Origin of the sequence: Mesobacillus foraminis (genome assembly GCF_004340465.1) — a bacterium.
Classification (GTDB): Bacteria; Bacillota; Bacilli; order Bacillales; family Cytobacillaceae; genus Mesobacillus_B; species Mesobacillus_B foraminis.
The window spans coordinates 24,281-48,884 of the sequence record NZ_SLVV01000003.1 but is presented as its reverse complement, the minus strand read 5'-3'; the positions used below and the strand labels follow the sequence as shown (position 1 = coordinate 48,884).

Here is a 24,604-nt window from a genome sequence, read left to right as displayed (position 1 = left end):
TTTCACCGGCCTGTCACCGGTTTTTTAATAAAATCAAATGATCGATGCATAAATCAAAATGATTGATGCATAACTTCGAGGAATCGATGCATACATCCTTTTCATTGAACAATAAACTGATTCAGATTTATATCAGGACAGTTTTAAAATCGTATCCAGTTCACTTTCAATGTTCTTTCTAGTAAGAAGTCATCTTTTAGGTAGAAATCCGCCAGTTGTCACCGGCCTGTCACCGGTTTTTTAATAAAAACAAACCGCAGATGATCACTTTGCCCCATCAATCGATAATTGCTTCCAATCACACCTATATCATAAACTGCCATTTCAAAATGATCTCTTAAATATTCCTCTTAATAATTTAAAATCTTTTTCCCCAACCGTTCCCCTTGTTCTGCCAGCATACCTCCTATTTCGATGACGGAATTTCGCCTTTTGCCTCAGTTAAGCTTGATACCACGCGGATTACAGAGGAAAATGGCGATGAAAACAGGGCATTTTTTTAAAGGAATCGGCGGTCTTGAGGGGGAATTACTACCTACAGGGAAAGCACCCTGCATCTTTTCGGAAAGGTAGTGAGATGAAGTATGATATTTCTTAACCTACATCGAAAGGTTCCTGAACAAAATGCCAATGCCAATGAGACTGCCAAAGAAGAAGAAGCGAAGGAGCCCGTCCGAAAGATCCTGAACCGGGTAAAAGTGATGACGATGGTGAAAGCAACACCAGAAGTGGAGCGTGAGTCCAGAAGACTGTCATTACTAGGCAGCCAGAATGCCAAGCAGGGAAGCCGCGTTTCCAGTCTAATCCGATTACAGCTGGAGGAAGTGAAGAGAAAAGTCGGGGCATCCTCCCCTGCGGCTTTGCAATTCATAGGCCCGGGTGATCGTGAAATAACTCCAACTTTGAGAGGAGGGATAACCATATAGGCCGCAGCACCCACAATTAAATAATCTATATATAATATAAATATGAATTTATCTATCTTTACTATTAATCTGCAGCCGCCTTCTGCAGAAAAGAGCGCTTCCGGCAGCGGGAAGCGCTCTTTGTGTTATTGTTCCTATCACAGTTTTGACACCATCTTAATATAATGCCGACAACCCCAATGCGACTGTCCCTTCCACTTGTCACAGCCTGGACATCGTTTTTTCAATAAACCCAAATCATTTATACCATTAATTTTACTTAAATAGTGCCCCGCTCCCCTTTGTCACAGCCTGGACACCGGTTTTTCAATAAATTCAAATAATCGATGCATAACTTCCCAGAATCAATCGATAAATGGTCGCCATCGATGCATAAACCCAAACCGACTCCTTCCCTCCACGAAAAATAGTGCCCCTCTTACCACTAAACACATTATTTTAAGTGAAAACAGTACCTCAGTTCCCCTTTGTCACAGCCTGGACACCAGTTTTTCAATAACCTCCAACCATCGATGCATAAACCAAAATAATCGATGCATAACTTCACAGAATCAATCGATAAATGGTCGCCATCGATCGATAAATCCAAATTTGCTGCTTTCCTCCACGAAAAATAGTGCCCCTCTTACCACTGAACCCTTTATTTCAGTAAAAATAGGGCCGCGGTTCACCTTTTGTCACAGCCTGGACACCGTTTTTTCAAGAAATAGTGCACAAAAAAGCCTGAGAGGTAGGTGAAATCTCTCAGACTTTACTCCTTCCAGTTACAGGCCAGACTGCATCATTGTTAAGAGGGGTTTTTTAACAATGATCCTTGACTGGCCCTGGATAGCCTACGTCCCCGGCACTAAAGCCTGGGGCGCTCTTCAATTGGAAGGAGGGAACTTAAGTTAACTAAAGTATAAACTCGAATCTTCATTCTCACTATCACCTTGTCATGATATCTCACACGGTTTTTATTTTAAAAAAGACAAAAATATGAAAAAAGTGGGCAAGTGGATGTAACTTTCTTCTTCCTGGCTCTGCTATAGTTGGAAACGAATAATAAGTGTGAGAGAGGAGGATTACGAAAAGCCGCACAGCACTTCCTATAGAACAACCATATAAAAGGAGAGATCACATGGGTAAACAACTTAATATCTTGCTGCTGGCCATATTGGTTTTATCTTCGGCATTCTCAAATGTAAGCGCTGCATCAGCCGCCGACACCGAGAAAGGCTTTCAATTTTTATTCGGTGAAAATCTTAAAGAGGGCTACATAACAATCAATTCTTCTTCCCTCTACAGCAAAGAAACAGGCTACGGACTGAAAAACCCGTCTAGCATCCAAAGCGGTCAGACGACCATCTCTGGTTCGGAAATTCAATTGTCTGCCGATTTGCCAGTAAATGATTACAATGTTTCCCTTTCTGTCCCTGGAACAGTTGATACCACTAAAGCAAAGGTTTTTATCAATAATGTCGAAATTAAAAAGTCCTGGGTGGAGCAGGACGGGGGAAAGGTTTTGGCCTTCCGATTTGCTTTAATTGATGATTCTATGAATTTTAAAATTACCGGGGAGCCTGCAGCCCTTTCCCAGCTTTCCATTACTCCGCTCCCAAAACGGACAGCCGGGGACAAGCCGTCCATCTTTTTGATCAGTGATTCAACGGTGCGGGCCTATGAAATTGCACGGGCTCCAATGACTGGCTGGGGACAAGTGATAGACCGTCTTTTCGAACCGGAAATCAAAATCGAGAATCGGGCCATGGGAGGAAGAAGCACCAGAACGGCCTACGCTGAAGGGCGATTGAATGACTTGCTTGTCGACGTCAAACCTGGCGATTATGTCTTTATTCAATTTGCACACAACGATGAAGCCGTTAATTATCCTGACCGATACGTGACCGTTGACGAATACAAGTCCTACCTAAACAATTACTACATTAAAGGGGCCATTCAGCGCGGCGCCATCCCGGTTGCCCTGACTTCCATGAACAGACGTACATTTAAACAGGACCTCGGCGCCTTTGTGGATAGCTTCCCAGCCTATACCCAAGCGATGAAAGAAGTCGCTGCCGAGAACAAGCTTACCCTGCTCGACTTGAATGCCAAAAGCCTGGAGTACTACAACCAGCTTGGCTACGAAGGGACGGCGTCCATCTTCATGCAGTTAAAGCCTGGCGAAGCTCCAAATTATCCGGCAGGGCTCAATGATAATACCCATTTTAAAGAAGCAGGTGCAAAACAAATGGCAAGAATGATTGTCGAGGAGATCAATGACAAGCTTCCTGCCTTGTCGCAATACACTCTTCCTTATCACAAAGTGATGAAAGAGGTATTTAAAGATACCGAAACCCTTTGGGAACGAGAGCAAATTGAAAAGATGGCACTTTTAGGAGTCATGTCCGGAGCAGGCAATAACTTCAAACCTGAGCGGGAGGTTACCCTTCAGGAGTACTTAGGAATGCTGGAAAGACTGACAGGCGTAAAGCCAACCGAGCTGGGCCTTGAGAACCTGGAGCCGAAGCCTGAGCTGTTAACTCGCGAAGCAGCCGTCAGCCTGGCACTGGATGCTTACTCTCAAAAGAAGAAGATTGCCCCTCCGGCAGGGAATGCCGACCTTTATGCTGATAAAAATGATATCTCGCCAGAACTCGTAAATAAAGTGGTATCAGCAGCTCAATTAAACCTCATCATCCCTGATGAAAACAAGAGGCTTCAGCCAAAGGGTGTGATGACGAAAAAAGAGACTGCTGTCCTGCTGTACAAGGTTTACATCATGATGAATATTTAATTTAAAATCAAAAGCAGGGCAAATCGTTTGAATTTGCTCTGCTTTTTTATCGCTATTGAAAGGTTTTGCTTGAGTCTGAAACCCTATCTAAAGCTTCCATTTAAATGGGACACATCTATCAACCCTCTTACTTCCTTTCACCATCTTCGGGAGGCATAAAGTGACGATGGGTCATGCAGTATTCCATCGCCTGATTAAGCCATGCCTCTTCTTCTGGTGTAAAAGGTGATGGATAGTGCTCCACAAGCTGTTCGGAATCCTGGACATCCATTTGTTGAAAAGCCTTGATCGCCTCTTCTCCAACAAACTCCATCGTGGCTTTCATGTAATCCAGGATCAGCTTTTGGACTTCAGGATCATCAAATGGTTTTCCAAATAGTCGCTTTACCTCCTTCGAAAGCTGGACATAGGCCTTATCCAGCCCGAGCTTTTCTTCCTCCGATTTATTTAAAAGCTGATCAACCACTTCTTTTGGTGCGCGTTCTTCCAGCCATTGCTTCAGGTCCTTTTCTGTTTGGATACTGGAGATCAAGCTCATTAAAACAGCGCTGTCCACCTCCCCTTCTTCTTCCAGGATTGTGATCACTCGATTGATCGAGGTGATGGCGGCCTCTATTTGTTCCTTTTTTTCTTCAAATGCTTTCTTTTGCAGGTACAAGGATTCATTCAGGCCCACATCAAACGTCGGCTTGCAAATCATGTCTGCAATTTGTTCAAGCGGATAACCCAGGACCTTCAGGCTCACAATTTTTTGAAGGGTCAAAACGTCACGGTCACTGTACAGCCTGTGACCTGAAACTGGATGTTTTTCAGGTGTCAGCAGTCCAATTTCATCATAATAATGCAGTGTTCTAACCGACGTTCCGGTTCGCTCCGAAAATTCACCAATCAAGTATTTTTTCTGCTCTCCCAACTTGTTCCCTCCCCGCTAAAACTAGAGGCAAGGATAATGTCACCTCCCCGCCTCCTTTGATACTTTGATTCTACCTCCTGACGTAACTGGAGGTGCAAGCGGAAATTTCAAAAAAAGTTTCCAAGGAGAATCAAGCCGTTATTTTCTAAACAGCTCCATTGGAAAAGAAACCGCCTCACTCAGCAGGGACAAAAACCCTTCACCCTTCCGAACGAAAGAGGCTGCCTTGATGGCAGCCCCGGCAAACTTTTCAATGGTTATTTTGAAACAGTAACAGTTCTAGCAGCACTTACTTGTCCTTTTGCATCCTTGGCCGTTACAGATAGCTTTTTCCCTGCCTTCTGTTTTGGAATGGAAACCTTGTAATTCCCGTAAGCATTCGCTTTGGCAGTATAGGTTTTTGTTCCTATTTTAACGGTCACTTTTGCATTTTTCTCCGTTTTCCCGGATACTGCGGCAGAGGTGGATTTTACTTTATTGACAGTAGGCATATTCGGCGCAACTCGGGAAATCTTCAATGTCCTCGCCGCACTTGTATTGCCCTTGCTGTCTTTTGCGGTTACAGATAGAGATGTTCCTGCATTTTGCACCGGAATTGTCACTTTGTAGTTTCCATACTTGTCCGCCTTTTTGCTGTAGCTTTTCCCTGCGATCGATACTTTCAGGGTTGCATAGGCTTCCGTTTTCCCTGTCACAGATGTCGTTTTATTGCTCACCTTACTGACACCAGGCATATTCGGCGCAGCTCTTACAATAGCCACTTTCCTTGCAATACTTACTTTTCCCTTGCTGTCCTTTGCTGTGACAGACAGAGATGTTCCGGTATTTTGCACCGGGATGGATACTTTGTAATTACCGTACTTATCCGCTTTTTTACTATAATTCTTCCCCGCAACTGATACCGTCACGGTCGCATTTGCTTCTGTTTTTCCCGTCACTGCGGCCGCTTTATTGCTCACCTTGTTCACAACCGGGATATTGGGTGCCACCCTTACGACTTTCACTTTCTTTACGGCACTCGAATTTTTGGCAGTGTCTTTTACGGTTAAGGATAGAACAGTCCCCGTGTTTTGTACCGGGATGGCAATTTTGTAAGTTCCGTATTTATCCGCTACTTTGATGTAGCTCTTCCCCGCGATGGACAGTGTGACCGTTGCATTTGCCTCTGTCTTACCGATAACCTCCTTGGACTTATTTGTTACAGTATTTATATTTAAAATGGATGGAGGAGTTTTATCGATGACCTTTATGGCAGCAGCAGGACTTTCAGCATTCAGCTTGTCCTTATAGGTGATGGTCAGCTGCGTCCCGGCTTTTTGAACAGGAATATCCACTGTGAAGGTTCCATTATTGCCAGCTACCGTGCTCCCGACTAGTTTTGAACCGTTCATCACTTGAACTGTTGCATTTGCAGGTGCTTTTCCGGTAATCACCCGATCTTTATCATCCACCGTGCTGACTGATGGCAGATCCAGCTGTTTAGCCAGATAAGCCGAGGAAACATAGCCTGTCAGCTTTTGATCAGCCGTTTTGACCGGATACCAGACGAATTGATTTTGCCTGTCAACTGATTCGTCATATACGAAATCTCCTGTTATGACCAATGGTGTATTTTCCGCTAATTGGTTAGATGATGAACCACTCGTCGGATGAGATCTTAAGTTTGTTGCTAGAGTCGTGACAACCCTATCCCCTGTTTTAAAAAGAGAAGTGCTGGTATGCATCTGGCCGCTAATGGTGTACTCCAGCTTTTTAAAGACTATATTTTGAGTACTGTCAGTGAGATATTGAAAGTCTGCCCTGTTGAAAGGGAATTCCGCCAATTCCGTATCATCCAGGAAGGAGTTCTTTTCAATCAAGGCAAAGACCTGCTCCTGATAGGCATCCGTATTCTTACTCCCATCTGCCTGTTTAAGCGGGCTGTTTACAGGCTTTGTCCCATTATAGGCCATGACAGGAAAATACCAGTTTTCAATCACGTGCCGGCCTGCCCCTTTTATTTTCGGAAGATCTTTGCGGAGGTACATGCTGTTAAGAACCTCGACCCCGGCCTGAATATTGTAGGAAATGTCCGTTTTTAATTTCTCTTGATCGTATTTTGATTGATTCGTAATCTGCATGAGCCCGATTCCGCCATCAGGTGCGATGACGGGCTGCCCATCCGCATCAAATTGCCTCCAGCCGCTGCTTTCCTTCTCAGCTACTGCCTTGACAACCTCCGGCGGAATATCCGCTTCTAAGGCTGCATTCGTTAATAAGCAGTTCACGTGCTGCGGTGATGGGTTCTGATTTGGTTTCATTTCACCAAACGAGGCACATTTGGCCGGCCAGGTTGTCTCTGCGGAAGCTTCCCCATTTGAGACGCCCAGGAACATGAAGCACGTCAACACTCCAGCTTTCAGTAAGGATAATCTCATTCTCCCAATCTCCTAACATTTAATTTCCAATTTTCAATCTACTATATAGTAACATGATAGAAGAAGTGTTTATATAAAAATACCAATCATTTCTCCTCTCCCAAAAAATCCTTTATAATAAAATAGATTGAATTTTCAATAAAATCCTACTAAAAAGGAGGCAAGACCATATGGAGGATGCCATTGACAATCGATTTAGCATCGAGGATTCCTTTTCCATACAGCACTTGTATATGAAAGGCCAGCACAATATGGGGCAAAGCCATCAGCACTCTTACTATGAATTATTTTATTTAATCGACGGTGAACGGGTCTATTATATTAACAACAAGGCGTATACAGTTAAAAAAGGCGATCTTGTCATTATCCACCCGAAGGATTTGCACCATACTAAAAGTGCAAATGTGCCCCTATACGAAAGAATCCTGATCTATTTCAAGCCTGATTTTATTTCATCCCTGACAGCCACTGATGCGTTTCCGTTCCACCACAGCTCGATGCTGCTGAGATTGCCGCTAAAGGAGCACGGCCCAATCAATAAAGCGATTGGAGATATCTATACAGAATGCCGGGAACAAAAAACAGGATTTGAGACCTGTGTAAAATTAAACCTGACCCTCCTGCTCATCAACCTTCAGCGGCATCTGCTTTTAAATAACCAAAATCCATGCGAGCAATCTCATCCAATGTACGAAAAAATGACTGAGATCACTTCCTATATGAGTAAAAACTTCCATAAAGAAATAAGCCTGGAGTCGATTTCCAAGAAATTTTTCATCAGTCCCTCTTATTTAAGCAGGACATTTAAAAAGATTACAGGGCACCATTTCAGTGAGTATCTGCAGCAAGTTCGCATAAAAGAAGCGAAAAAATACTTAAGCGAGACGCAGGAAAAAATGGCGATCGTCGCTGATAAAGTGGGATTCCGGCACCTGTCGCACTTCAATACGACTTTTAAAAAGATGGAGGGGATGACTCCCCGGCAGTATCGGAAGGCCCACCTGGACACGGACACGTATAACTAAAAAAAAGAGAAGTGTGTCTCCACACTTCTCTCTGGAATTCTATTAAACTCTTACTTCACATCCACCTCACGTGCACCATACTTTGTCACCCAATCCTTCACCTGGTCAAAGTCATCGGAGAAAGACAGGGAAAGCATCAGCAAAATGCGGGCATGCTGCGCGTTCAAACTATCGGCCGGGATGATTCCGGCCCCGCCCCCATAGACACTTCCGGAACCTGTCCTCGTTGCGCTCATGAAGACGACGCCTTTTTCAATGGCTGCTCTTCTCTCGGCGCTTTGAGCGGAGGAAATGCCGCCTGCCCCTGTACCTGCGGTTACGATTCCCTTGGCACCACTATCAGCAAAAGCTTTGATTGCTTCGCCGCCGGCACCCTGGTAGGAGTAGGCGATTTCAACCTTTGCCAGATCGGCTTTGTTTAATTTCTTCAGATTAAAAGGCGTTCGCCAATTCCCTCCCTTTTCAAACGCACGGGCTGGAGCTTCATAAACCTGAATGTTGTTTTCATCAATATGTCCCAATGGGCCCGTACGCGACTCAAAGGTATCGACCCGGTAGCTGTTCGTCTTCGTCACATCGCGGGCCGGGAACATCGTATCGTTCAGCATAATGACCGTTCCGAAGCCGGAGGTCTCACCGCTCCCGGCGAGCTTGATGGCGTTGAACAGGTTTGCCTGCGCGTCACTGCCAATCACCGTCCATGGACGCATGGAGCCCGTCACAACCACCGGTTTGTTGCTCTGCACCGTCAAATCAAGGAAATAAGCGATTTCCTCCATCGTATCCGTTCCCGTGGTCACGACAACGCCGTCATTCTTCTTTAATTGCTCATCCACTAAAAGGGAAAGATCATATAAATCCTGCATGCTGTAGGCGGAGGACCCTTTATTCCCGAATTGGGTGGTGCTCACATCCGCCATTTTCTCTACATTCGGCAGCTCATCCACCATATCCTTGATTGCCAGGCTTCCGGATCGATAGGAAATGAAGCTTGTCTCATCGGTGGACTTTCCCGAGATGGTCCCGCCTGTTCCAATCACCTGAACCTTAGGAAGGGCGGCCGCCTGTTTCGCACTCGCCTCTTTCGCCGCTGCGTATGTAATCTTCTTTGGATTCACCTCATTCACGACTGCCGTTGTCCCTACCAGCAGTAAAGTCGACGCCGTCATGACCGATAATGTCTGTTTTACTTTTCTTCCAATCATTTCTTTTCCCCCTTAGATTCTGTTAACTCCTTCACACTCCAACTATAAAATAGAAATCTAGCAATATCATTGAGTATGTAAGGAAACCTAACGTGTTTTCTGGCAGAAAAGAATTATCGTAAAAAAGATAGGGAGAAACACTGACATAAAGGAAAATCGATTGAGTAATTCGCAATAATTCTTTAGAAGAAGGCCAATAAAAGAGAACAGGGTCATCTTATGTGCATTCCTTTTGGACTGCCTGCAGGCAATTGACGCTTAACCAGCTGGCTAATGGGATTGTAGAAAAACAAGAAAAAGGACTGCAGCAGCAACCCTTTTTATTTCCTATCGGTTTTCTAAATGACAAACCCATTTATAATAGATGATGACAATCCATAATAGGATGGGGTCAACCATCACTGAATGCCATATTTTCCACCAGCCATAATTGAAGTACCCCCAAGGTTCTGGAAGCAAAGAGATCCATTCATAAATCACCATGAATGCTACCCAATAAAGATAATAAAGCATTCGTTTTTTTAAAGGGGAATCAAACGGATACCAATTGATAAACATCATATTCACAGGCGGTACAACCATTGTAATGGTAGGAAGCGACTCCCATTCAATGTCTTTGGAAAAATACCAATAACCGTGGTATTTTTGGTCAATATATAAATCAGCAAGTCCCTGCAGGGCAATCGTAAAGGCCCATATATGAACAATTTGGTTTTTAGAAAGACGTTTATTCGTGATAAAAGCAACAGCATTAAAAATGATGATGGCTATAATAAGTCCAACCATAAAAAATTCCTTTTTTGAATCATTTTCCCCTGTTTTCCCTTCCTTCATTCAGTCCCGCTATGAAATAAGAAAAGCTGCCTTTATTGAAGACGCATCATTCATTAAAAGGCTCCGCTGCAGCATCTTAATCCTTTGCTCTTTCCCTTACTTAAGGGTGCTTCCGCAGCAACCATATTGTTCGCCGAAACCCCTCTCTAAACTACTTCTCTCAAACCCTCGGGATATGCCAAGAGCTTTTTTGTCATAATAAGATGGTTCAATCATAAATGAAGGAGGGATTGCATGCAGCAGAATCAGCAATCAAATAAGAATTTGGGCTCGATTATGAAACCAGGATTTGCAGGAACGGATCCACAAAAAGTAAGACAAGAAATAAAAAAAGACGTAAGCGAAGGACAAGGTTCAATGACTTCCCGGGAAGCTGGGGCAATGAATGATTAAAAAAACCACTCACAGTGGTTTTTATTTTCAGGTTCAAAACTCCTCACCAATCCAGGAATTACGCTGCCTCAGTCCCCCATTTCCCTTAAAAAATTCAGCAGCCTTTCCATCCAAACAATATTCTGTTCGCTTTGGCTAAAGGCATGCTCACTGATAAACTCTGCCGCCTTGAGCTGTTTTTCGTCGAGGGATTCGTATATTTTTTTCACTTCTTCTGTATTTTTAACCTCTCGATAATGGGCCCAGCGCTTTTTTTCCTCTGAGATGGCATCTTCCAGGAAGATGGCGGCTTTGAATGGGTCAATGTATTTCAACAGATAAATGGAGATATAAAGATCTTCCATCCTGGAGACATGTTTAAAACTGCTGTAAATCTCCTGTTCAAGGTATTGCCGTCCACTCTGAGTGATTTTATACAAGGTTTTGTTTGGCCGGTTTTCTTTCTGGACGGTTCCGGCAGGTTCTATGAGCCCCTTTTTCTGAAGTGCCTCGAAGTTATAGTAGAACTTTCCCTCACTGATTTTTTCGATCGGAAGGACATCAAGCAGCTTTTTCTTTATTTTATATGGATGGCTGTTGTCCTCGGCTAAACTCCCCAGAATATATAACGAAAGAGACAAGAGGAATTCTCCTTTCTGATGTTCCATTCTTTAAACTCTTAAATTTTACCACACAAAGCATTCCCTGACTTGAGTCCCCGAACCTTGACTCTCCCCCGCATCCCTAAGTACCCTTACTCCCATTGAAAATAAATGTAGTCTCCATGTCCTATTACATATTACTCTTTATAAACTACTCTGATTAGAGTAATTTATAAGGGAACAAGAGCATGAAATTTTTACCTTTTCGGAAACCTGTGGAGTCTATTTTTAAAGGAGGAAGTAGAACGATGCTAAAAGAAGTCATTCCGATGAATGAAATTACTAATTTCCAATCGCGGGCAGAAGAATTCTTTCCTATTGACTGGTACAAAGGGATGCTGGAGAATCATCCTGTTTATTTCCATGAAGGTACGAACACCTGGAATGTATTTAAATTTGAGCATTGCAAACAGGTGCTGAGCAATTATGAATACTTTTCGAGTCAGGGTCCCAGAACCACCATTTTTGTCGGAGCGAATGACAAACAGGAAAACACTTCGCCCATCATGAACCTTACGCTACTGGATCCGCCCGACCACCGAAAGGGCCGTTCCTTGCTGGCAGCCGCTTTCACTCCCCGCAGCCTAAAGAACTGGGAGCCCCGGATTCAGCAAATTGCCGCCCAGCTTGTGGACGAAATCGAGGAAAACTCCGTCGTCAATATCGTTGAAACGCTGGCTGCCCCGCTGCCTGGTTTAGTCATCGCTGATTTATTTGGCGTACCAGTACAGGATCAGCATCAGTTTAAAAAATGGGTGGACATTCTCTTCCAGCCTTATGATAAGGAACGGCTGGAAGACATTGAGCTGGCAAAACAAAATGCCGCTAGAGAATACTTCCACTATCTCTACCCGATTGTTGTGCAAAAACGATCCAACCTCGAAGATGATATCATCTCTGACTTAATCAGGGCTGAAGTAGACGGGGAACGATTTAGTGATGAAGAAATCGTCCAGACCACCATGCTGCTTTTAGGGGCAGGGGTTGAAACCACCAGTCACGCCATCGCCAATACCTTCTATTCCTTGCTCTATGATGATGAGTCGTTATTCGGAGAACTAAAAAGGAATGTAGAATTGGTGCCGAACGCAGTCGAGGAAATGCTCCGTTATCGGTTTCATATGTCCAGAAGAGATCGGACAGTCAAACAGGACAATGATTTATTGGGAGTTCCCTTAAAAAAGGGAGACGTTGTCATTGCATGGATGAGTGCCTGCAATATGGACGAGGCGATGTTTGACGATCCGTTCTCGCTCAACATCCACCGTCCAACAAATAAAAAGCACCTAACCTTCGGAAATGGCCCTCACTTCTGTTTAGGCGCCCCGCTTGCACGCCTGGAAATGAAAATTGCCCTTGAGGCCTTCCTGCAGAAGTTTTCCCGCATTGAACCAGTTGAAGGGTTTGATTTGGAAAACAGCCTGACTGCTTCAGCAACAGGGCAGTCCCTGACCAATCTGCCGATGAAAGTTTATCGGTAAAAGGGCAAAATAGCAATTCAAAAGGAGAACACACAGCTTGCCCCTGTTGTTCTCCTTTCTTTTCTTTACTAGTTGATTCAGCTCTGAAACAGCATCCTCTTTAAGGATAAAAAAAACCTTCAATCCAAGTCAGATCAAAGGTTCTGTCCTATTTAATGAATTTCATCCAAAAATTAATGATAGGCTAGCTCTTTTTCAGTTTTAAGCGCGAGCGCCTTTGCTGTTGAAGCATGGATATCGCGCAGGAGCTCAGGATTTTCCATCAGAGACGCGCCGTAGGAAGGAATCATTTCCCTGATTTTTGGTTCCCACTCATCCACATGCTGCGGGAAGCATTTTTTCATGACTTCGAGCATGACTTGAACGGCAGTGGAAGCACCAGGAGAAGCACCCAGCAATGCAGCAATCGAGCCGTCTGCGGCGGTAATCACTTCTGTGCCGAACTGCAGCGTTCCTTTACCGCCAGCTTCCGTATCCTTGATCACCTGCACGCGCTGGCCGGCGACAACCAGATCCCAGTCCTCGCTGTTGGCCCCCGGAATAAACTCACGAAGCTCTTCCATGCGCTGTTCTTTGGATAACAGCACTTGCTGGATCAGGTACTTTGTCAATGCCATCTCTTTGGCACCTGCCGAAAGCATCGTTAACAGATTGTGCGATTTTACCGAAGTGACCAAATCGAGCATGGAGCCTGTTTTCAGGAACTTTGGCGAAAAGCCGGCAAATGGTCCAAACAGCAGCGACTTTTTGTTGTCGATATATCTGGTGTCGAGATGAGGTACCGACATTGGCGGCGCCCCCACCTTCGCCTTGCCGTATACTTTCGCATTGTGCAATTCCACCACATCCGGATTATTGCACACCATGAAGATTCCGCTTACCGGGAATCCGCCAATATGCTTTCCTTCAGGAATGCCGGATTTTTGCAGCAGATGCAGGCTTCCTCCCCCGCCTCCGACAAAGACGAATTTGGCCGTATGGCGTTCAACTGTACCGTTGCCATTCTGCACCTTCAATTCCCACTGGCCATCGTTTGTCCGCTTCAAGTCCTTAACACTGTGATTATAATTAATCTCTACATTCTTGCTCTCTAAGTGTTCAAACAGCATGCGCGTCAATGCACCGAAATTGACATCCGTCCCGGAGTCGATTTTGGTGGCCGCGATCGGTTCGTTCCATGAACGGTCCTGCATAACAAGCGGAATCCATTCCATCAGTTTTGCAGGGTTTTCAGAGAATTCCATTCCCTCAAACAGTGGGTTGTCTGACAGCGCTTTAAATCGTTTCTTTAAAAAAGTGACATTTTCTTCCCCTTGCACTAAACTCATATGGGGCAGCGACCTGATAAAATCCTTTGGATCCTTGATCAGCTTGCTGTTAACAAGATAAGACCAAAACTGCATGGAAACCTGAAACTGTTCATTAATTTGAATCGCTTTGCTGATATCGACAGAACCATCCGGTTTTTCGACTGTGTAGTTAAGCTCGCACAATGCGGCATGCCCCGTTCCCGCATTATTCCATTCGTTGGAGCTTTCCTCTCCTGCTTTTCCGAGCTTCTCAAAAACTGTAATGTTCCAATCCGGTACTAATTCTTTCAAGAGTGTCCCCAAAGTCGCACTCATGACTCCGGCGCCAATCAGAATGACGTCTGTTTTAGTTTCTCTGTTGCTCATATTTATCAACCTTTTCTTCTAAAATTTGCAGAAAAGATGCAGGCTCCACAACAAGCCAAGGCCCTACCTTAGTCAAACACCTCTCCTGTCTCAATTATTAAAATTATTGATAGATTCAACTATCTACTATTATATGATAATTATAAATTATTTAAAAGTTGGTAAAAAGTGAGAAGTCTTACCATATGGCCTAAAATACACAAATACTTTCCCTGATCCCAGCATTTAAGAGATGATCGGTTCGCATTACCAGGGAATCGCCAGCTCCTTTTCCTTCCATATAAAAAAGGCGATTACCCTTGTCAGTAACCACCCGTGTACCTATTCCATATAGTCTATTTGATTTTCCTTACACCAACTAATCGCAATTTGTCTAAAACACCGTTCACGGAAGGAATACCACTGTTCTTCTAATTGAAAATTAATGATATTATCGTTAAACCTTCTAAAGGCCCCCTTTCCCCTAATGGCCCGCAATAAAGATTCCTTCTTCCGCCGATCGTTAATTCATACTCATTTACTTCATATCCAGAAGGCAGCTCCAGATAATTATCTTGGTCCTCAATAACGTCATTTGCACTGATCCTATCTTCTATTTCCCAATCAGCTAAATGGTCGAATGGTTCTTCGTCTTCTGCAGCTCTCAGGTTGTCCGATGTTACAGACAAGATTTCACCCGTTTTAAGATTCAGGAATGAATGCGACTCCTCCAGCTGCATTTCCATTTCCTCAATGATGTCTTTTAAATTGACTTTTATATTCATAAGAATCACCTTTTATATTTATAGCCAGTCCCATTGCGGACTATTCCAGTCTATTCATAGCAGCAACTTTTATTAAGCAATAAAGTATTTTCACTTTCCTTCGGCACACACAACTTGGAGTTGGGCACCCCCTATTCTTGTTGAACTAAACTTTAGTAAAGGGATTTTTGACAGTAAACTTTTGGACAAAAAGATCCCCTTATTAAAGATAAGCCGAGTCAGACATTTAGAAAGTTATAACGTCGAACCTTTTTCGGGCAGATACTTGTTTAAGTACCCATTCAGTGATGCAGCCTTTATGGATTGCTATTTTAAAAGGAGGACATAAAAATTCCCCTTCAGGCGAAAGATATAATGTAGCGGAACAATGTTTTAGGAGGTAAGCATGAAAAAAGTCATTTGCACTAATAACGAAGGTTTTGAGCTGGAATTCAACGTAGGAGAGGAATACGAGGTAGAGAGAGAATTGGATACAACCTACATTGTGATAAATAAACTAGGAAATAAGCATACAGTTTTTAAAATTAATTTTGAACCAGCGGAGGAAAGTGAATGATAAGTTTGACTAAACTTATATGGAACAGAAGAAAATTCACATTTCTTCTTTGACTATATTGCCCTTTTGCTGAAGATGAAAAAGACCGCCTGGAACAGCAGCGGTTCTTGTACTCTTGTACCCGTTGGTTTAATAAGAATCAGAAGAAATGCCTTTCCCTCCCCTAGCTATTAGGGTATTGATTCTCTCCATTCCAGTAATAATTGGTTTTGCGCGCTGTATTAATGTTTGAGTAACTTCAAGTGTTAGAGACGCCTGATGGGCATCTTCATTACTCCACACTTCATAAACATATACAGTATTTGGTTCGCCCTCAGAAGTACTTACAAGATAGATTTCGCATTCATCCAAATTCTCCATGGATTCAGCTGCTTCCAGCAAAATATCTACAAGTGTGCCTCGTTCCCCTTCTTTTACGGTAAACTTGCCAAACAATCCGAATTTCCCCATACTTCTCCCCCTAAATGGTACAGTCCTTATTTCTTAATTAAACATTTCAACATTACGGTTCACTTTTCCTATTATTACCACAAAAACATTGTATAATCTTCTTTCACTATCCTCTTAGTTGTAGAATATTCTTGGGCTACAAGGGTTTCCAATCAGGATCCTTGATATCTGACTTATTTGGAGGCCTTCCATATTTCAGACTTCTCTCACCTTTAGCCCCAAATTTTATAAAGTTTTGCTGCGCTTCTCTAAAGGAAACATAATTGGCGCCAGTTTCATCTGGATATATATATTGTTTCATCTGGATATATATATTGATAGCCATCATCTTCCCAAAAACAGATCTCACATATTTCATAGGTGTCTGGAGGTTCTTCATCTAAAGTTTTAAAACCACAGCAAGGACAAGTATATTTCATTGGTTTCACCTCGTTCATGATCATTATCTGAAACTTTTGTATTCGTTAATTCGGTTAATCGTAATTACATTTTCCAGTGATCTTTTATTACAGTTGCTAGTATTGAAATTTATAATCCGATAACTCTATTTAGTATTAATAGTATCCAGGTTGCATGTCATAAAATATGGCAAATCTTTATTGTTCCTAAAGGAGAAAAGCTATCATCACATCAACTATAAACTTGCAACATTATCAAACGGTACAGATTTCCCATTAATAATGACATTAATAACTTCGTGTTCTGGATTTAATGTTAATTTGTAGACATGATTCTTAAGCACATCTGCTTTTTTATTCTTCTCTTCTAACTTTACTTTTAATGTATCACCTTCTGTTAGAAGATCAGTGGAAACTGTCCCATTTGATTGGTAGACAATATACGCAGCATCTTCCCCATCAGTTATCAGTTGAAGCTTATAATCGGGGTCAACCTTATTATGGACATCGCTTGGGACCGTATCCATTTCACTTATACTTAAAATAGATGTATTGCAAGCTACTAAAAGAGTTGTGGTAAATAGTAATAATGATATTATTTTTCTCAATGAATTTTCTCCTTTCATTTTTTGTATAATACTAAAATCACAGGATTGTAATAAACAAACTTGCATAATATTTTAATGATAATTTGTTTTTTAATATCCCTCCTTGCTGGATTTAATTTATGAATTTCTACACGAATTGTCTAATTCCTTTTTGTTCCACCAACCCTCTTAGTAGAAAAGGTTCCCAACGGTAATCTTTACCAAGTTTTTATGATAAGATACCGCGTTTTTATCATACAATAACGTGGTATATAAAGAAGGCAAGACCAATAAACAACAGGAGGGACTGGTTAAATTGCAAGATTTAACAGCGACTTCAAGGTTATTATTGGACTCTGCAAAAACTGAGGCAACATTTGCCGAAAGGGCGACTGGCACACTGGTCTTGAATCAATATATTTAAGATCGCCACTGCCCCAACTGTCCTGTAGGCAGGACAAAAAAGGTGTAAACCAAATTTGGTTTGCACCTTTTTTATTGAACAAAATACCGTATCCGATTAATCTTCTGCAGTTTTGTCAGATTTCCTCTTTTTAAAGAGAAACAAACCCCAATAAAAAATGAGGTAGAGATAACCTATTAATGCATACATGGCCCAAGCTGAGCCTTGCTGTAAATGATGAACCAAATGTTCAAATTCATTGACACTTTCACCCCTCCCGATGGTGTTCATTACAGAGATGATCGGGACCGTAATGGTTACGACTATCACAGTCACGGAGGAGACAGCCAGTTTTTTTCTGAATATATTTAAAATAGCCAGCCCTAATGTTGCCAAAATAAAAATGTAATAAAACACCCAAACATAAGCAGGAAGTGTTTGCCAGTACACTTCAAACATACCATCACCTCTTGCCACTTAATCCTTTTTCCTTAAAATCCAGTTTCGGTGTACTTTCCATCTGCTCCTTCCCTTGAAAAAGCCAGACCTGTTAACTCAATAAAAATCCCTGGATCGATACGAATAATGAAAATAAAAAAACAGCGACAAAAAGCCAGCCATTCGCCTTTTTTCCTCTTTGAAACTCTTCTAATCCCATAATCAACATTAATAAACTCAATAAAAAGAACATTATATCGTTCAGATTAAAATTTTGAGTTATTAGTCCATAAGCTCCAAATAAAAAAACCACTACCGATAAAGCATAACGCGAGATTTTTAACATTGAAAAATCCTCTCTTATCTTCTTACACTTCTTAGTTAGTTACTTCTCTGGTACAATATTTAAGATAATTAAGTATGTTTTTTCATTTTTCTTCATCTCACCTACATAGACCATTTGATGAATCTGGATGGCTTCCCCTTCTTTGAGGTGTTCTTTTTGAGCTTTTATTACATGCTCAAGTCTCTCGGCAAATGAAACATCGTTATAATGTTTTCGAATTGTCCATTCAATAATCACCTGACTTTGTAAACTCATTTTACCAATCCCACCTCATAAAATTACTTCAACAATTCTTGAAGTCACCTGCCCCAAAGTCAGATAAGAAAAGGGTCGACTGGAAGATAGCCGGTTCTAAAGGAGATTCAAAAAAATTAGATTTTTGACAATGTATCTTCTTTCCATAATCGTGCCAAATTGACACCAGTCGGAGTAAAAGTTAATTGAAAAACATCTGGATTGCTGAGATTTCTCCAGCACTCAAAATTAAAATCTCGAACATACTTCTTTAGCAGAAGGGATATGATATTCCCGTGACTGACGATTACCGTGTTTTCAGTCCCGCTTGCCAATACTTCTTCTACAACATTTACAATTCGATTCATCGCTTCCTGGCTTGACTCCCCTCCCTCAAATTTTAATTTCAGATCCTTAAATGTCTCCTGGAGTTTTTCGTACCAGTCCGGTAAATCCTTTGTGCTCAGTATGCGTTCTGACAGCCGCTCATCCTTCTCTATTTCTATATTTCTTTTCTTACTTAATGGTTCTATTGATTGAGTTGCACGCAAAAAGGGACTGGATATGATCCGGTCAATTTCAGTATTATTGAAGAACTGAACTAAGACATTCGCTTGGTTTAATCCTTTTTCTGTCAACGGAGACTCAAAAGGCTGTCCCTGTGCCTCACAATGCCGGACAACATAAATCTTTTTCGGCATACCATTTTCCTCCTATCCCAGACCTGTTAAACCAGCCCTTTAAGAAAAAGGAGACTGCTGGAACAGTCCCTATTTTAAAACTGTTACCCATTTAGGCTGTTCAACCGCTGAATCAGACCAAAACTAGCTGGAACAGCACGGATTCTTATACTCTTGTTCATTCAGCGGGGATGGTTGATTCATTTAAAAGTAACCACCTAACTGCCTTGTTTATGTCCTCAGCAATAAAGTGAGGCTGTACCTCACCCCAGCTTCCAAAAAAATGATTATTCATGTACTTTTCAAATGTTTCTTTGCCACTGCCCGTTTTCACTAAAATTTTCTTGCATCCAACTTCTTCGGCAGCTAATAAATCGGTCCATCTATCCCCGATGACTGCACAGTTACCTAAATCCAAATTATGATCATTGGCGGCCCTTTTAAGCATTCCTGGAGAAGGCTTCCTGCACTGACACCCTTCATCAGGTGAATGAGGACACATATAGATTTCATCAAACCCAAAATCTTTGAGTTCCTTCTCGAATCGATAACAGGTTGACTCACCCTTAGAGATTCCTGGTTGATTGGTAAAAGAGCAAACTAAAATACCAGAACTCTTTAACTGCAGGATTGTCTTTGAAACATTAGGAAACAGGGTAAACTCCCCGGGATAAATAACTTGATCATTCCCGCCAATTGTTCCATCCCTATCAATAAAAACTGCTTGTATATGTGTCATTTTAGCCCCCCGAATCGGCAAACTTCATACTAAACTATTATGTGGCAACCCTGGGTATACCTGTTGCTCTATATTTTACCACATATATCCATATTTCTACTATCACCCGACATGTGCATTGTATCCAGTCTGCGAACCTATTTTTCTATTTTCCCCTCTAATTCTTTCAGTCTTTTCTCTGGTTTTTTTCTTGTCTCCATCTCATAAACAACAAACATTTTTTAAAGTAATGCCCTAACTTTCAGTAGCATCCTTCATTTGCCCAAGAGATTCTACAAGAAAAAACGCCGATCCTTTATTCGGGATCGACGTATATTAATCTATTAGTTATTTGATAATGACCCCTGTTTGTTTGGTTTGACAAACTTTACAAATAGGAAACGCACAAGCGGCCCCATAATAATGATTTGCAGCGGTAGCGCCATCAGAAGGTTTTTACCAAACACCGATAGATAATCACCAACAATCGAATTGGAATGATATTCACTGTGTGCTATGGTTGTAACCAGCCCAAAAATAGACATGAAAAACGCCATTCCTATTACCATGAAGGTTGAAATCATCAGGATCGTATAAACCTTATTGTTCGCTTTTGCCGTTAATTTCAAAGCAAACTTTTTTGCATTGGGACCGACAATAATCAGATCAAGTATAAGTGCAATAATAAACGCAATGAAAAAATCTGCGATTCCTTCATAGAAGGTCATTTCCCCAATCATTCCATTAAGGTAAAAGTTATATACCGTCATAACCAATACCATTCCAAAGCACATCATGATACCAAAACATAAGCTTTCTTTCTTTGTAGCTGGAATTTCCATCATCCCCTTTTTTTAGATACTTTGCTAGTATAGCCATGGTGATAACCTTCTCGTAAGTGAACATTTTGTGAACGTTTTGTGAACAAACCCCACTTCATTCTCCACCTTAGCGATCCAGTTCAATACCAACCCTTTCCACCTGTAATTTTCGTTTTTACTTTGATTGTGCTTTCAACCAGATTGCCCTTTTATCAAAAAGAAAAAGCTGCCTATATTAGCAGCTAGATCTTAAAGTAAGTATACGGAGGCCATCGATGAAGCTCGAATTCAGCACCCAAGTTCTAACAGAGTCTTTTGTTCGTATCGTAGAATGGAAAAACTCATGATTCACACCCGACTATTTGCCTGCGTAATATGCCCATAAGTAAATGCATAGAAAAAGAGGTGAAGAAAATTTATGGCTCCATCTATGGATTATACATCTCCATTGGCTCAATTTTCTTTTGACTTAAATAACAGCCCGTTGTTCAAGTTAGATGATAAAAACCTTATCAACGTATTAGGAATCCAACAATTGAATACGCTTGAAAATGTGTCTCTGCTGGATATTTTCCTAAGCAGGGATCATGTGGTGGAACCGCACTATCACCAAAATGCAGCGGAACTGGTCTATTGTATTTCTGGTTCTGCGGTGGTGTCGATCCTCCATCCTTATACAAAGCAAATACTAAACTACACCATCACACCTGGCCAGGTGGCAAATGTTCCACATGGATGGTGGCATTATGAAATGGCTTTAGTTGATGGTACCCACCTTTTGGCGATTTTCAATGCACCAACTCCACAAGTGATTCTAGGATCTGATATTTTAAAATTCACTCCCCCACAGGTCATGGCGCACACCTACTGCCTTGACGAAAATCAGTGGAAACAAGCCATTGCACCGGTTAAACCCTCCACTTATATTGGTCCATATAAGGGCTGCAACAGAGGACAGGAAACGATGTCTTATCAAAATACTAATCCCTGCCAACACCCCGAGTCCATTCAAGACTACCGATTTCAGCCATACATTCGGCCTTATCGGCCATATTGAGGCAGACAGGATGGCCAAAAAACAATCGACATGGAATCTCCGTGTTTTTTTCGTTAAGGTCTGATTAATGTTACTATTTTTAAAAAATGAAAGGAAACCCTGTAGCCTAAGGGTTTCCCATTTTTATCGAAATAACGAACCTGTTATTTAAGATGTTAGAACCAGTTGTTATCGAATATTAATGACTTCTATAATCTTACTTCTTAGCTTATCGGTCCTTTTCTCACTGCTTAACGCCTTCTCTGCATTTGCCCAGCCAATGATGTAACGAATTGTCCTGTGAGCTTCAGAAAGCTGTCTTCCTTTCAGCAGGATGCTTGATCTTGAATATAAGCACTCTGCTAGTTCGATAAGGAAGTTTTTTTCTTATAAATCTTGAGATAATCGAACCATATCCCTACAAGGTATTCCATTTTCAAAAATTGCTTCTGAATAGTGCCTTATGAAAAAGTCTTTATCTACACCTATAATTCTAAAACCACACTTTTGATAGAGAGAAAGCTGTCCTATACTAGAATTTCCTGTACCAACTTCAATTGTTTTGTATCCTTTTAACTTTGCTGTATGTATAGCATTTTTTACTAACTGTTTTCCTAGCCCTTTCCCCTGTTGGTGATCCACCACTGCAATATTCACCAATTCCACAGTTTCTGGTCTTGTAGGGAGTAGCACATAAACCCCGACAATTTGATGTCCAGTTTCAGCTACATAACATTCACCACGAATAACATATTCCTCAACAATGGCTTCCGAAGGGTCAGCCAATAACAACAACTCCATTGGAGGTTTTTCTGCTTTGGTAAGTTTCCTAATATTCATCTTAAACCCCTGCCAATAATCTGACTTCTCTTTAATTTTACCATTCCTTCGTCATCTAAACTGCTCCTTTATTTCAATAACAAAAAGGGATCGCAGCAACCATCCCTTTTAACAAAACAACCCTTTGAGTTGAACAAGCAGTTATTCCTCGCAGGCATCTCCTGAAGGTGTGTAATTACCAGGGAATAAACTGGACCCACTTGTTACATAAAAAAAGCTGCCTAAGAATAGCAGCCACTGGTGGGAGTCTCAGCTTTAGTTGTTCTGATCATACTTATGATTTTTTCTTCGTTTTTATATTATAAAAACCCAGGGCTACAGCGACAGCATTTCCGGTTGCAACTCATCCACTAAATTTCACAAACCTGCGCTACCGGAAGAAAAAAACACCTCAAAAAGCAGCCTTGATACGAACTAATGCAATCATGAAGGATCTCTATGCAAGAAGGCGCACTTTTTTTGTAACAAAACAAGTAAATATATGCATTGCCTAATAGGCTTGATATTCTTGAAATAAGAAAGGAGGACAGTATGAAATTAAACTTTATTTGGGATAAAGGGCGAGCAATGGACGAAATCGAGATCATAGCAAATCCAGTCAATAAAGAAAAATTAGTTTCACTTAAAGACGGATTATGTTCAAACATAACCTTAAATGTTCTGAATCCTAAGAACAACAGAAAACTTCGCATCAATATTCAGCAAGTTGAAGTGATTGAATCTTTAGGCCATCTATCTAAAGTAATTTTAGTGAATAACGAAGAGTATCTATTGCAGAAGCGACTAAAAGAGTTACAAGTATTGGAAGCGAATGGACTATATAGAATAAACAATTCCACAATCTTGAATCTATCTCAAGTTGCATCTTTTAGGTCGGGTGAATATGCAAGATTAGAAGTATTTACAAAAAATAATAAAAAATACTTAGTTAGTAGACATTATGCAAAATTGATAAGGGAGGAATTATCATGATCACTCATTTAAGACAAAGTTTTACCCAAGCAGCATTCGGAAGTATTCTTTGGATTTTTTTATTAAGTTCTTTTGTTTATCATGGACTGAATATTCCATTTAATTATGTTTGGAATTTAATTGGGATTGGCGTCATTTTTGGAATCATATTCGGTGTTATTTATCCTTATTTATGGGGGTATTCAACATTTAAGGCATCAGTTAATATCGTGTTAAGTACACTAATAAACTCACTTGGCGGTTTCTTAGTCGTGTATCTATTTTCAGGTGACATGTTTAACCTAATAAAAGAATATGCATTATTCATTATTCTATTGACCCTGGCAGGACATATCATTGCGTTTTACTTTTACTCAAAATACGAAAACAAAAAATTAGCAGATTCCCTTAATAAATTAAAAAAATAAGAACTCGTTGTTCCTTTGACATTCAATGTTCCTAACAACAAATTACAGAATTCATCAGTATATGGTGAACTCTTTTCGATCCGCCCTTTTATAACAGTTACACTATATCAGAAGGTAATTCCTTTTAATATAGAGAACTCTTTCGCGCTAACCCTGCTCGTTAGTCGATTGAGAAAAAGGCTGCTTTTTTGCAGCGTTTTCTTTAAGGTGAACACCCGTGGTTCAATAATCATCACATTATATTTAAGTATCCTCCCCTGTTCATTGAAGAAGCAAAATCAACATCCTCTTTAACGGAGCGTTTAAAATAAGCAGGTTTATGTTATAGTTACTTTAAGTCTGAACGACTTGGGGAGGAAGTGAACTGGTATGAACGATCAACAATCCGAAGAAATGGTGAAGCATTTGCGAAGGATTGCGGATGCTTTAGAACGTTTATCACCACCACCGCCTAAAGAACCTGCTTTAAAAGATGTGCAGAAATAAAATAAGATGGAATTAGAAGCCGCTTCTTAAAGCGGCTTTATTTTTTAGTTCTGTTAACCAATGATGTTGATATTTCCCCAAAAGAAGAAGAACTCATATTCGAGCTTAGAGAATATTTTCTTCAACATAAATAAACTCCTATTCCTACTATGTAACAAGAAAAAGACCTTCCACGAGACCC

Annotated in this window: 27 protein-coding genes and 1 pseudogene; 9 read left to right on the top strand and 19 right to left on the bottom strand. The window is 41.2% G+C overall.

Annotated elements, in window-relative coordinates; genetic code table 11:
- Window positions 1-584: 584 nt before the first annotated feature.
- Together EV146_RS04935 and EV146_RS04930 are read left to right on the top strand one after the other, a co-directional pair.
- Window positions 585-926, top strand: a complete 342-nt coding sequence (locus EV146_RS04935; protein WP_132002780.1) for a hypothetical protein — start codon at window positions 585-587, stop codon at window positions 924-926.
- A 1,120-nt stretch (window positions 927-2,046) separates the two neighbouring features.
- Window positions 2,047-3,702 (top strand): rhamnogalacturonan acetylesterase, encoded by a 1,656-nt coding sequence (locus EV146_RS04930; protein WP_132002777.1) that lies wholly within the window; start codon window positions 2,047-2,049, stop codon window positions 3,700-3,702.
- A gap of 127 nt (window positions 3,703-3,829) precedes the next feature.
- Here EV146_RS04930 and EV146_RS04925 read toward each other — a convergent pair whose 3' ends face one another.
- Together EV146_RS04925 and EV146_RS04920 are read right to left on the bottom strand one after the other, a co-directional pair.
- Entirely contained in the window at window positions 3,830-4,615 is a 786-nt protein-coding gene (locus EV146_RS04925; RefSeq protein ID WP_132002774.1) for a MerR family transcriptional regulator, read from the bottom strand.
- Between the two features lie 257 nt (window positions 4,616-4,872).
- Entirely contained in the window at window positions 4,873-7,032 is a 2,160-nt protein-coding gene (locus EV146_RS04920; protein WP_132002771.1) for an Ig-like domain-containing protein, read from the bottom strand.
- Window positions 7,033-7,202: 170 nt separating this feature from the next.
- On the opposite strand from EV146_RS04920, the gene EV146_RS04915 reads away from it, so the two are divergent.
- On the top strand, window positions 7,203-8,057 hold the full coding sequence (locus EV146_RS04915) for a helix-turn-helix domain-containing protein (protein ID WP_132002769.1): 855 nt from the start codon (window positions 7,203-7,205) through the stop codon (window positions 8,055-8,057).
- Between the two features lie 50 nt (window positions 8,058-8,107).
- Here EV146_RS04915 and EV146_RS04910 read toward each other — a convergent pair whose 3' ends face one another.
- Complete coding sequence (locus EV146_RS04910; protein WP_132002766.1) at window positions 8,108-9,262, bottom strand: asparaginase; 1,155 nt, start codon at window positions 9,260-9,262, stop codon at window positions 8,108-8,110.
- A gap of 327 nt (window positions 9,263-9,589) precedes the next feature.
- Entirely contained in the window at window positions 9,590-10,096 is a 507-nt protein-coding gene (locus tag EV146_RS04905; protein WP_309136091.1) for a hypothetical protein, read from the bottom strand.
- 234 nt (window positions 10,097-10,330) lie between these two features.
- On the opposite strand from EV146_RS04905, the gene EV146_RS27415 reads away from it, so the two are divergent.
- Window positions 10,331-10,489: a hypothetical protein gene (locus tag EV146_RS27415; protein WP_181215835.1), complete on the top strand. Its 159-nt coding sequence runs from the start codon at window positions 10,331-10,333 to the stop codon at window positions 10,487-10,489.
- Between the two features lie 68 nt (window positions 10,490-10,557).
- Here the strand turns inward: EV146_RS27415 and EV146_RS04900 are convergent, their stop codons facing one another.
- Complete coding sequence (locus EV146_RS04900) at window positions 10,558-11,136, bottom strand: PadR family transcriptional regulator (RefSeq protein WP_132002763.1); 579 nt, start codon at window positions 11,134-11,136, stop codon at window positions 10,558-10,560.
- Between the two features lie 242 nt (window positions 11,137-11,378).
- On the opposite strand from EV146_RS04900, the gene EV146_RS04895 reads away from it, so the two are divergent.
- Window positions 11,379-12,611: a cytochrome P450 gene (locus EV146_RS04895; RefSeq protein WP_132002760.1), complete on the top strand. Its 1,233-nt coding sequence runs from the start codon at window positions 11,379-11,381 to the stop codon at window positions 12,609-12,611.
- A gap of 173 nt (window positions 12,612-12,784) precedes the next feature.
- On the opposite strand, the gene EV146_RS04890 is transcribed toward EV146_RS04895, so the two are convergent.
- From EV146_RS04890 to EV146_RS04885, 3 genes are all read right to left on the bottom strand, one after another.
- Window positions 12,785-14,287: a malate:quinone oxidoreductase gene (locus tag EV146_RS04890; protein ID WP_132002757.1), complete on the bottom strand. Its 1,503-nt coding sequence runs from the start codon at window positions 14,285-14,287 to the stop codon at window positions 12,785-12,787.
- 321 nt (window positions 14,288-14,608) lie between these two features.
- Window positions 14,609-14,764: a UPF0158 family protein gene (locus tag EV146_RS27795; protein ID WP_241993815.1), complete on the bottom strand. Its 156-nt coding sequence runs from the start codon at window positions 14,762-14,764 to the stop codon at window positions 14,609-14,611.
- Complete coding sequence (locus tag EV146_RS04885) at window positions 14,698-15,051, bottom strand: hypothetical protein (protein WP_241993814.1); 354 nt, start codon at window positions 15,049-15,051, stop codon at window positions 14,698-14,700. Before EV146_RS04885 ends, EV146_RS27795 begins: the two co-directional genes overlap by 67 nt.
- A gap of 385 nt (window positions 15,052-15,436) precedes the next feature.
- On the opposite strand from EV146_RS04885, the gene EV146_RS26800 reads away from it, so the two are divergent.
- Complete coding sequence (locus EV146_RS26800) at window positions 15,437-15,607, top strand: DUF7244 family protein (protein ID WP_158287005.1); 171 nt, start codon at window positions 15,437-15,439, stop codon at window positions 15,605-15,607.
- A 129-nt stretch (window positions 15,608-15,736) separates the two neighbouring features.
- On the opposite strand, the gene EV146_RS04880 is transcribed toward EV146_RS26800, so the two are convergent.
- The 10 genes and pseudogenes from EV146_RS04880 to EV146_RS28095 all read right to left on the bottom strand — a co-directional run bounded on the left by EV146_RS04880 (window position 15,737) and on the right by EV146_RS28095 (window position 20,740).
- Window positions 15,737-16,057: a putative quinol monooxygenase gene (locus EV146_RS04880; RefSeq protein ID WP_132002754.1), complete on the bottom strand. Its 321-nt coding sequence runs from the start codon at window positions 16,055-16,057 to the stop codon at window positions 15,737-15,739.
- 136 nt (window positions 16,058-16,193) lie between these two features.
- Window positions 16,194-16,476, bottom strand: a pseudogene (locus tag EV146_RS04875) (CPCC family cysteine-rich protein).
- A 215-nt stretch (window positions 16,477-16,691) separates the two neighbouring features.
- A complete protein-coding gene (locus EV146_RS04870; protein WP_199232657.1) occupies window positions 16,692-17,129 on the bottom strand; it encodes a peptidylprolyl isomerase in 438 nt (145 codons plus the stop codon).
- 433 nt (window positions 17,130-17,562) lie between these two features.
- Window positions 17,563-17,904, bottom strand: a complete 342-nt coding sequence (locus EV146_RS04865) for a hypothetical protein (protein WP_219916254.1) — start codon at window positions 17,902-17,904, stop codon at window positions 17,563-17,565.
- Between the two features lie 91 nt (window positions 17,905-17,995).
- Window positions 17,996-18,229 carry a DUF3953 domain-containing protein gene (locus EV146_RS04860; RefSeq protein ID WP_132002748.1) on the bottom strand — a complete coding sequence of 78 codons (234 nt, stop codon included), beginning with the start codon at window positions 18,227-18,229 and terminating at the stop codon, window positions 17,996-17,998.
- A gap of 39 nt (window positions 18,230-18,268) precedes the next feature.
- On the bottom strand, window positions 18,269-18,484 hold the full coding sequence (locus tag EV146_RS04855) for a hypothetical protein (protein WP_132002745.1): 216 nt from the start codon (window positions 18,482-18,484) through the stop codon (window positions 18,269-18,271).
- 116 nt (window positions 18,485-18,600) lie between these two features.
- The gene (locus EV146_RS04850; RefSeq protein ID WP_132002742.1) at window positions 18,601-19,164 is read right to left on the bottom strand and encodes a histidine phosphatase family protein; all 564 of its coding nucleotides are present in this window, start codon (window positions 19,162-19,164) and stop codon (window positions 18,601-18,603) included.
- A 157-nt stretch (window positions 19,165-19,321) separates the two neighbouring features.
- On the bottom strand, window positions 19,322-19,882 hold the full coding sequence (locus EV146_RS04845) for an HAD-IIIA family hydrolase (RefSeq protein WP_132002739.1): 561 nt from the start codon (window positions 19,880-19,882) through the stop codon (window positions 19,322-19,324).
- Between the two features lie 323 nt (window positions 19,883-20,205).
- A complete protein-coding gene (locus EV146_RS04840; protein WP_241993813.1) occupies window positions 20,206-20,643 on the bottom strand; it encodes a DUF2798 domain-containing protein in 438 nt (145 codons plus the stop codon).
- Window positions 20,618-20,740 (bottom strand): hypothetical protein, encoded by a 123-nt coding sequence (locus tag EV146_RS28095; RefSeq protein ID WP_277873207.1) that lies wholly within the window; start codon window positions 20,738-20,740, stop codon window positions 20,618-20,620. Before EV146_RS28095 ends, EV146_RS04840 begins: the two co-directional genes overlap by 26 nt.
- Window positions 20,741-21,100: 360 nt before the next feature.
- On the opposite strand from EV146_RS28095, the gene EV146_RS04835 reads away from it, so the two are divergent.
- Complete coding sequence (locus EV146_RS04835) at window positions 21,101-21,739, top strand: cupin domain-containing protein (RefSeq protein ID WP_132002736.1); 639 nt, start codon at window positions 21,101-21,103, stop codon at window positions 21,737-21,739.
- A 366-nt stretch (window positions 21,740-22,105) separates the two neighbouring features.
- On the opposite strand, the gene EV146_RS04830 is transcribed toward EV146_RS04835, so the two are convergent.
- The gene (locus EV146_RS04830) at window positions 22,106-22,558 is read right to left on the bottom strand and encodes a GNAT family N-acetyltransferase (protein WP_132002733.1); all 453 of its coding nucleotides are present in this window, start codon (window positions 22,556-22,558) and stop codon (window positions 22,106-22,108) included.
- Window positions 22,559-23,089: 531 nt separating this feature from the next.
- Between EV146_RS04830 and EV146_RS04825 the strand changes: the two genes are divergently transcribed.
- Window positions 23,090-23,530 (top strand): LytTR family DNA-binding domain-containing protein, encoded by a 441-nt coding sequence (locus EV146_RS04825; RefSeq protein ID WP_132002729.1) that lies wholly within the window; start codon window positions 23,090-23,092, stop codon window positions 23,528-23,530.
- Window positions 23,527-23,937, top strand: a complete 411-nt coding sequence (locus EV146_RS04820) for a hypothetical protein (protein WP_132002726.1) — start codon at window positions 23,527-23,529, stop codon at window positions 23,935-23,937. The genes EV146_RS04825 and EV146_RS04820 overlap by 4 nt, the downstream gene beginning before the upstream one ends.
- Window positions 23,938-24,604 lie beyond the last annotated feature (667 nt).

Coding starts and splice junctions, on each gene's coding strand:
- EV146_RS04935 (WP_132002780.1), top strand. CDS start 585: ATGATATTTCTTAACCTACATCGAAAGGTTCCTGAACAAAATGCCAAT.
- EV146_RS04930 (WP_132002777.1), top strand. CDS start 2,047: ATGGGTAAACAACTTAATATCTTGCTGCTGGCCATATTGGTTTTATCT.
- EV146_RS04920 (WP_132002771.1), bottom strand. CDS start 7,032: ATGAGATTATCCTTACTGAAAGCTGGAGTGTTGACGTGCTTCATGTTC.
- EV146_RS04915 (WP_132002769.1), top strand. CDS start 7,203: ATGGAGGATGCCATTGACAATCGATTTAGCATCGAGGATTCCTTTTCC.
- EV146_RS04910 (WP_132002766.1), bottom strand. CDS start 9,262: ATGATTGGAAGAAAAGTAAAACAGACATTATCGGTCATGACGGCGTCG.
- EV146_RS04905 (WP_309136091.1), bottom strand. CDS start 10,096: ATGAAGGAAGGGAAAACAGGGGAAAATGATTCAAAAAAGGAATTTTTT.
- EV146_RS27415 (WP_181215835.1), top strand. CDS start 10,331: ATGCAGCAGAATCAGCAATCAAATAAGAATTTGGGCTCGATTATGAAA.
- EV146_RS04900 (WP_132002763.1), bottom strand. CDS start 11,136: ATGGAACATCAGAAAGGAGAATTCCTCTTGTCTCTTTCGTTATATATT.
- EV146_RS04895 (WP_132002760.1), top strand. CDS start 11,379: ATGCTAAAAGAAGTCATTCCGATGAATGAAATTACTAATTTCCAATCG.
- EV146_RS04890 (WP_132002757.1), bottom strand. CDS start 14,287: ATGAGCAACAGAGAAACTAAAACAGACGTCATTCTGATTGGCGCCGGA.
- EV146_RS04885 (WP_241993814.1), bottom strand. CDS start 15,051: ATGAATATAAAAGTCAATTTAAAAGACATCATTGAGGAAATGGAAATG.
- EV146_RS26800 (WP_158287005.1), top strand. CDS start 15,437: ATGAAAAAAGTCATTTGCACTAATAACGAAGGTTTTGAGCTGGAATTC.
- EV146_RS04880 (WP_132002754.1), bottom strand. CDS start 16,057: ATGGGGAAATTCGGATTGTTTGGCAAGTTTACCGTAAAAGAAGGGGAA.
- EV146_RS04870 (WP_199232657.1), bottom strand. CDS start 17,129: ATGCAAGTTTGTTTATTACAATCCTGTGATTTTAGTATTATACAAAAA.
- EV146_RS04865 (WP_219916254.1), bottom strand. CDS start 17,904: ATGTTTGAAGTGTACTGGCAAACACTTCCTGCTTATGTTTGGGTGTTT.
- EV146_RS04860 (WP_132002748.1), bottom strand. CDS start 18,229: ATGTTAAAAATCTCGCGTTATGCTTTATCGGTAGTGGTTTTTTTATTT.
- EV146_RS04855 (WP_132002745.1), bottom strand. CDS start 18,484: ATGAGTTTACAAAGTCAGGTGATTATTGAATGGACAATTCGAAAACAT.
- EV146_RS04850 (WP_132002742.1), bottom strand. CDS start 19,164: ATGCCGAAAAAGATTTATGTTGTCCGGCATTGTGAGGCACAGGGACAG.
- EV146_RS04845 (WP_132002739.1), bottom strand. CDS start 19,882: ATGACACATATACAAGCAGTTTTTATTGATAGGGATGGAACAATTGGC.
- EV146_RS04840 (WP_241993813.1), bottom strand. CDS start 20,643: ATGGTATTGGTTATGACGGTATATAACTTTTACCTTAATGGAATGATT.
- EV146_RS28095 (WP_277873207.1), bottom strand. CDS start 20,740: ATGGCTATACTAGCAAAGTATCTAAAAAAAGGGGATGATGGAAATTCC.
- EV146_RS04835 (WP_132002736.1), top strand. CDS start 21,101: ATGGCTCCATCTATGGATTATACATCTCCATTGGCTCAATTTTCTTTT.
- EV146_RS04830 (WP_132002733.1), bottom strand. CDS start 22,558: ATGAATATTAGGAAACTTACCAAAGCAGAAAAACCTCCAATGGAGTTG.
- EV146_RS04825 (WP_132002729.1), top strand. CDS start 23,090: ATGAAATTAAACTTTATTTGGGATAAAGGGCGAGCAATGGACGAAATC.
- EV146_RS04820 (WP_132002726.1), top strand. CDS start 23,527: ATGATCACTCATTTAAGACAAAGTTTTACCCAAGCAGCATTCGGAAGT.